At 35.1% G+C, this 7,234-nt stretch carries 3 protein-coding genes and 2 pseudogenes; 1 reads left to right on the top strand and 4 read right to left on the bottom strand.

Going from position 1 to position 7,234, the window contains the following annotated elements; all coding sequences use genetic code 11:
- Window positions 1-1,153: 1,153 nt before the first annotated feature.
- Window positions 1,154-1,595, top strand: a pseudogene (locus tag ACFIMI_RS09285) (type ISP restriction/modification enzyme); the annotation flags it as partial.
- A gap of 960 nt (window positions 1,596-2,555) precedes the next feature.
- On the opposite strand, the gene ACFIMI_RS09280 reads toward ACFIMI_RS09285, so the two are convergent.
- The 4 genes and pseudogenes from ACFIMI_RS09280 to ACFIMI_RS09265 form a co-directional block, all read right to left on the bottom strand.
- Window positions 2,556-3,026, bottom strand: a complete 471-nt coding sequence (locus tag ACFIMI_RS09280; RefSeq protein WP_375613802.1) for an SMI1/KNR4 family protein — start codon at window positions 3,024-3,026, stop codon at window positions 2,556-2,558.
- 274 nt (window positions 3,027-3,300) lie between these two features.
- The gene (locus ACFIMI_RS09275) at window positions 3,301-3,648 is read right to left on the bottom strand and encodes an HNH/ENDO VII family nuclease (RefSeq protein ID WP_375613803.1); all 348 of its coding nucleotides are present in this window, start codon (window positions 3,646-3,648) and stop codon (window positions 3,301-3,303) included.
- A gap of 88 nt (window positions 3,649-3,736) precedes the next feature.
- Window positions 3,737-6,307 (bottom strand): DUF6990 domain-containing protein, encoded by a 2,571-nt coding sequence (locus tag ACFIMI_RS09270; protein ID WP_375692504.1) that lies wholly within the window; start codon window positions 6,305-6,307, stop codon window positions 3,737-3,739.
- A 764-nt stretch (window positions 6,308-7,071) separates the two neighbouring features.
- Window positions 7,072-7,234, bottom strand: a pseudogene (locus ACFIMI_RS09265) (VENN motif pre-toxin domain-containing protein); the annotation flags it as partial.

Here is a 7,234-nt window from a genome sequence, read left to right as displayed (position 1 = left end):
ATTTACACCTGTAAACAAGCCAAAGAAAACAACAATGGCACGAAAAATTCTCAAAAGAGAACTTTGGCGTAAAAATACACAAAACAATACAGATTGCCCCCGCTTTGCATTATTCATGAAGCACTCTTTAAAAGAACTTCATGGAACCGCTAATAAATCCACTCAAAACAGCCACTGCCCTATAACGCTTTTAACAAAAGCACATGCCTCTGTAACCAAAGAAAAGTGATACCCAAAAATGCTTTATTTTAACTGCTGAAGATCTCTCCCCCACATTTATATGAAAAAACCTCTAAACAAAACTGTTTAGCCCGTCAATGGTTAATACATCAATATCCCCAGTTTTCAATATCCCCAGTTTAATGCTACAATATATTTATCAATAATTAGAGATAAATTCACTCTCCAGCCCCTCTAAGCCACTCAACACGCATATAAACGAGACATCATGCTATCAAGCACATCCTGTCGTCAAAAACCATCATAGAAAACAATAAGAAATCTCTTTGAGAGCCTTTCAAGACAATTACGCAAAACTCTTTTTCCTGCCTTTGCTCGCCAAATGTGGCGAGCAAACAAAGTCTTGATTTTCTAATAAGTTATATTTAATGGCATTTTCATCAAAGAACTTTTCTCCAAAGACAATGATCTGAGCGATCTGAACAGAAGAGTTTTGTCCAGTGCTGTCAGTGTTGTCAGTTCTTTTTAGAGCCTATTTTATTTTTTTAAATGATAAAAAATTAAAAACATTATATTTCAATATGTTAGCATTTTAACGATACAACCTATATCGACAATACAACCTTAAATACAATCCATAATATATATTTGTCAGTTTGTGTCTGTAAATTGAACTGACAAACTAGACTATTTTAGTGACTCATAAAACCTATCAAAATACTCACTCTGATATTTTAAAGCACATGCTTCATTTGTCTTTTTTCCATAAAATAAACAGCAAATTTCACTACTTTGCTGATCTTATCCTATGCCATGGGCTGTGGATAAGTACCTTTAAAAACCCTTTTGAAAAAATTATCGGCTTTTTTAGCATTTTTTCCAGTTTTCTCACTATTCATTCAAAATGGATTTAATAAGCTTCGTTTTGATTCTTTTGATAAGAATTAACCCCCTCATATGAAAACGGAGCTCTGTTGTAACAGGGCATGAACTGGATCATTTGCACGTGAATTATGAAGATGTAGAGCCTTATCCAGTGACCTTTAAAAAGGGTAATCCTAAATTAACTGATATCCCTAATTCCGAAAAGTTTTATTACGTGACTGAAATGGAATTCGCAAAAGCAGGTAAAGAGAAAAATTAAACCACTGTTATTTATAATAACAGATATCCCTCTTGAAGCTTATGAGTATATCGTCAATGGCAAGCCCGCTCTTGAATGGATTATGGGGCATCAATGTGTAAAGACAGATAAAAAGAGTGGCATTGTTAATGATGCCAATCACTATGCTGTTAAAACCGTTGGAAATCCTGCTTATCCATTGGATTTGTTTCAAAGGGTTATTAGCGTAAGTTTAGAAACAATGAAAATCGTGAAAAAACTACCAAAATTAGAAATAAGAGGAACTGAATAGACTTGGCATGCTAAACTCACAAAGGGGTATAAGGTCTTATACCTATAGGCTCTATACCCCCTTTATAAATAGCTTACATACAATCTTTAAAAGGATAATTTATCATGCGTTATTCTAAAAAGAAATCATTTGACTTTTAAAACACTGTATTTTGGATTGCAAAGCTTATACCGTAATCTAAAATGATAGCTTTATTGTTTTCAAAAGCTTTGTTTAAAGAGAGTTATGTATATTCATTTTCTTATATTACTTATAGGCTTTGAAGGTTTCTCAAACCCTCAAAATACCTTCAAAAATATATCGTGGGTTGTGTTTATAGGTTGTATCTTGATATAGGTTGTTTATTAAAAAAATATATAAAGGGGGTCAAAAGGAACCCTCAAAATACTCAAAAACCTCAAAACTCATAACCACAATAGTCTTGATAACATTTCTTATGATTATAATCCCTTTCTTTTGAAAGGCTTTAAAGGATCATATGCTTTTTATAAAGCACGTTTTAATCATTCTCTAAATCATAAGTTTATCTATTCAAATGAACTGATAAAATTCATAAAAGGGATTTTAATAACGTAATCAGTTTTTACTTTCATACGCTTTTCATAAGACACGCGTTAATTACTCACTAAAATAATCTATTTTGTCAGTTCAATTTACTGACACATAACTGATAAGTTTTATTCAACTCACATCATTGGTTATCTTTAAAGATTGTACTCTTGATATGAGTTATGTTTTTAAAATACTAACCTATTGAAATATAAAGTTTTTAATTTTTACTCATTTAAAAAAATAATATAGGCTCTAAAAAGAACTGACAACACTGACACGGTCTATTAAAAGGGATTTTGCTAATCTTTATAATGATCAATCTCTTTTTAGATGTTTTCATAACAAGCAATAAATCGCAATTATCCTATTTATCAACTAGTTGTATAACATCATCTAAGGTATAAGTTTTCATGAATCTTCCCCTGCATACTCTTTAATTCTTTTGCAGAGAAATTCATAAAAATTACTCGCGTAATATTCGGAATCTTCAGATGTATACTTAAGATAGAGTGGGCATTCACCATCCCGAAACTGCGTATAATCAAAATAAAAGGTTTCACCAAAATCAGTTGTGCAGATAACAAGTTGTTTGGGACCCGTAAAGCCATCTCTTCTATCGAGCAAATTTCGGTAAACAATATCACCAGCAGGAATACCTGCGCAGATTTCATAAATACTGAATATTTCTTCACCTCCAATTTCTCCTCCTCCATAATTTTTTAAAAAATTCTTATAGGAAGAGGTAAATTGTAAACCAAGAGTGTTCTCAGCTGTTTTAATCCGCACCTCATCAGGTGCATTATCTTGAGTACCAAAATTAATAACATGACTATGCATATCAACATATTGTGCAACATCTGATAAAGTATAACTTTTCATAAATTTTTCTCCATAAGTCACAGCGTGTTTTTACTCATAATGAGTGTTTCTAATGATCAATCTTTTTCTACTCTAGCCAATGGAATTGAGATGAGATTGATAAAATCATAAGAGATATGTTCTTGACGGAGCTCTTTTCTCATCTGTCTCTGTACAATCATCTCGCATTTACAATATATGATGGAATTAAAGGAGGTGATCATTAAAGTTTAGAGAGCGCCTTTTAGGGATATTATTTCAATATTTGCAATAATTACTCTTTCTTTTTTCCTACTTAGGAATTTTTTTTTGAAATCCAACAAATAACTTTTCTGATAAAATTTGTCTTTGGATTCATAGGAGCAACCAAACTCCTGCCTTGATAAAATGAGTAGAGAACCTCAACGAGAGGACTATCTTGTTCTTGTGTCACAGGATGTAACATAATAGGTCTAAAATCGACTCCAATAGGTGCTCTTCCTGATACCATTCTTTCCACATTTGTACCTGTTACTATCTGTCCTTTTTCTTTCCAAGAAGAAACTGTTTCGGGCTCAAACAGTTCATCTTCCTGATAAACTTTTTGACTTTTAAATTCCACCGGCTCAGCTGCCCCCATACTTTTTTTCTTTATCCATTTCATGATTCATAATCCCCTCGATTTTTTCAAAATAATCAATTTATTCTTTGTTCTAAATAGACTTAAATAAACTCTCCTTCCAAGAGCGAGGTTATTCCTCGCTAGAAAGCTCTGAGTGATTATCAAAATCTTTTGCTACCCGTTCAATCAAAGCGTAGCTCACTTGCTTCACCTTTGCTACTTCTTTGGCTAAAGCTAATGCACGTTCAAGGTGGGTTTTGTTGATGCTCTCGTCAAAGCCTAGGTGATCACCTGCCGTAAAGCTTTGCTGATAAGATTGTAAGGTCTCAACATCACCCAATAAAGCAAGAGCGCCAAGATGAAGTAAAGCATAATCCGTATCGTTTGCTTTAGACGTGGCGCCTTTTTCCCAAGGAGCAGTGCCATAATCAGAGCGAAGTCTTTTAGAAAGGTCAATGTCTGTTACCGCCCATTCTAGCGCATCATCAAGCGCCTGTGTTAAACGATCCGTAGTGACCTCTGGTTCAAAGATTTCCAATCCCTTGGCTTCAAAATTAAGCTGTATATCTGGAATATCTTCCGTGTAGGTAGGATCAATGAATTTACAAGCAGCGGAAAGAATGCCCGTGCTAATCAAAAAGGCGCTATCAAATTGCGGACAATCTTTGGCAACTTCGTCGTTATAAAGAATATCTACTTCACGATCAGCCAATTGATAGCTTGCCATATGGTCATTCTCATTGATTTTCTCGGTTAACCAGCCTAAGCTTTTTAAAAGTGCATGAGCACTTTCCATGGTAAGATGATCATCAGTGTCATCCGCTTCCTCTGTCGCCTCAACAGCAATAGTTTTGGAAGCAACAGATGCTGTTTGCGGATCCAAGCTTAAAATCGGAGCATTTTTAGGAAAACCTGCTCGATAACACCGTGCAAGCGTAAGAGCATTGTCGATTATGTACTTCGTGACACCCTTCACAAAACCTAAAGAATTTCCCTTTCTAAAATTCTCCTTGTAAGATTTGAGCTTTTCAACATCCCCAATAAGAATAAGCCCAATAAAATGGTGCATTATAAGATCATATTCACTGTTTGTTGGCAAAGCTGCATAATCATAAATGATTTGATTAATATTTTGCCGATCAGCCCATTCAAGAATATCCGCACTGATCTGTTTCACCTTGTCTTCAGCCAATTCAGTACTAGAAACTGTATAAACTTCTTCTACTTCTTTGAGGGCTATATATTGAGGCATATTATAGAAAATCTCTTTATGAGCAGAGGAAAAGCCAAGTGTTGAAAGGGAAGCCTTAAATGCAACAATCGGCTCTTCTTCATCACTTTGAAGGTTATACATTATATTGATGATACGGTCTTTACTTATAAAATAAGCATTGCGATTGTAGTCTTTATCACGATAAACTGTCCACCCCATTTCTTTTAATTGCTCTGCAACTTTATTGAAAGTAATCAAAACTTGTGGACTAAGATGTGCTTCTGCTGCCTCTCGCTCATTAAGGATTTTCAGATGTTTTTCAGCAAATTTAACGGCATGGTTAACATACCCCTCCAGTTCTTTATCAAGATTTTGCAAATGGTCAGGTAGCTTACCCTCTGCGATAGAATCTTGATAGGATTTTAGGACATCAATTTGACCTTTCAATGCTAAACAAGCCAAATGCCAAATCACAGCTGGATAATAGCTATATTTTTGGATAAGCGTTTTGCTTTCTATTGATGCTTGTAAATCTTGGGCACGTGCCCATTGCATTATCCGCTCAGAGATTTTTGTCAACTCTTGCTCATTCAATATCTCTATACAAATATCAATTCCTTTATCAACCCCACGAAAATTCTCCCCTCCAATCGTATTAAAAGATCGATAAATATCCATAGGTTGTACAAGATTACGTTGTCCACAAAAATGAATATACAAGCAAGCCAAAGAAATCTCTTCATTAGATATTTCAGCTTCGAGATGAACATTATACTGATCATAGAGATGTACAAAGCCAAAATCTAACTTAATAAAACGATCCGGCAAAACCAACCACATTTTCCCAAGCTCTGTGGCAAACCACCCTTGAATTTTAAAAATGCGAGTTGCTGCTGTAAGACTCATCGACCACTGTTTAGGTTTTTTACGCGCTAAAATGTCATCTAACTCCCCGTTTTTATAAGCTTGCGCAAAAAGAATGAGGCGCTCAATCCACCCTATTGTTTTGTAATCTGCAAATTCTGGTACATGTAATTGGGGTGTAAATTTAGAACTTTTTAAAGCATCAATATCACCAAGTAATGCTTCTGCAACAGCAGAATGATTAGCTGCTTTTTCACGTAATTTTTGTTCAATATCTTGTGCTTGCGCCCAAGCGATAACCCTATTTAAAGATTCCTTAACATGGCTTTCTGAAAGATCTGAAGCTGTAACATCGAAATCCTCTTTCTCAGAAAACAGCGTATCTTCATACTTATCCTGTGATACTTCACCACTAGCATATTCCCAAGCAAGGCAATAAGCAGCAGTGGTAAGATTAGCCGATAGCCGAAACTTTCCCCCATCATCTCCATAATCTACAACATCATAACTAATGCCTACAATGCGATCGGGAAGATGATAATGCGCAAACATACTAGCATCTTCAGCACGATAAGGTTCCCAGCCAAGCGTTTTTAACATCTCTGTTACGTTTTTGGTCTGCATCGCTATTCACTTTCATTCAAAAAGTCCTGGATAATGAAAAACGTTAATGTCGGTTTTGTCTAACTTATTACTCAATTGTTCTTTAACCCATTTTTTACTAGCTTGGTTTAATTCTTTATCACTTCCTTTAAAATCTTTGAACGATTCTTGATATGCCTCTAATAACTATTTGTTATCTTTAAAAAAATTATAAATTTTCCTTTTGTGGACTCAGCATTTCTTTTTTTATATGCTTCTTTCAAAATCTTTTAGTTTTCACTTAATTTAGCATTCTTTCCCGTTTTTACTTCTCCAATGTTTATTTTACCATCCTTTATATAAACAAATTCCGCACGAAATTTTACTACCCCTTACCCGTCTTAGTTTTGAATACTATTTCTGTCTCGCATACTATACATCCTTCATCATTTAATTCTTGTTTTTTTCATCGCGTTTTTTATCATGATGCTTCCTGACTTGTTCAAATATATTACCCATTCCATCATTATTGTTTTGTGTTTCTTTATTGTTTCGGTTTTTTGTCTTATTTTTACTTTCCTTCTGAGAAGCTTTGTTTTTTTCTTCTTTGTGACTTTAGTTTGTTTTTTCGCTGTCTTCTTCTGCATTTTTCGATGCAAACAAATAGCCAAGGAAATCCGTTATAGCCGTCCCATTACTAGAGGATCCAATAAAATAGTTGCTCCGCCAGCCATAAAAAGAGACAGAGCCGCCAACTCTTCTAGTGTAAGCGACACAATGAATGCTGTTAATGCTGCTACCGCAGGAAGAAAATTATTCTCCGCAGCATTACCAGCGGCATCAGCGCCGGCATCAACATCGCCACCGGCAATGGCAGCGGCAACACCCCCCCGCAGCCCGTGCAACATCAATGGTGTGGTCTCTAAAGTCAGCAAACTGCGCATCAATCTTTGCGTTTATACGCGCTTC

Source organism: Bartonella sp. AP4SXKL (assembly GCF_042195845.1).
Lineage (GTDB): Bacteria > Pseudomonadota > Alphaproteobacteria > Rhizobiales > Rhizobiaceae > Bartonella.
The sequence above is the reverse complement of the archived record's forward strand: the minus strand, read 5'-3'. Positions and strand labels throughout refer to the sequence as shown.

Bases quoted from the DNA above. Each gene is read 5' to 3' on its own strand.
- ACFIMI_RS09280 (WP_375613802.1), bottom strand. From the start codon at position 3,026: ATGAAAAGTTATACTTTATCAGATGTTGCACAATATGTTGATATGCAT.
- ACFIMI_RS09275 (WP_375613803.1), bottom strand. From the start codon at position 3,648: ATGAAATGGATAAAGAAAAAAAGTATGGGGGCAGCTGAGCCGGTGGAA.
- ACFIMI_RS09270 (WP_375692504.1), bottom strand. From the start codon at position 6,307: ATGCAGACCAAAAACGTAACAGAGATGTTAAAAACGCTTGGCTGGGAA.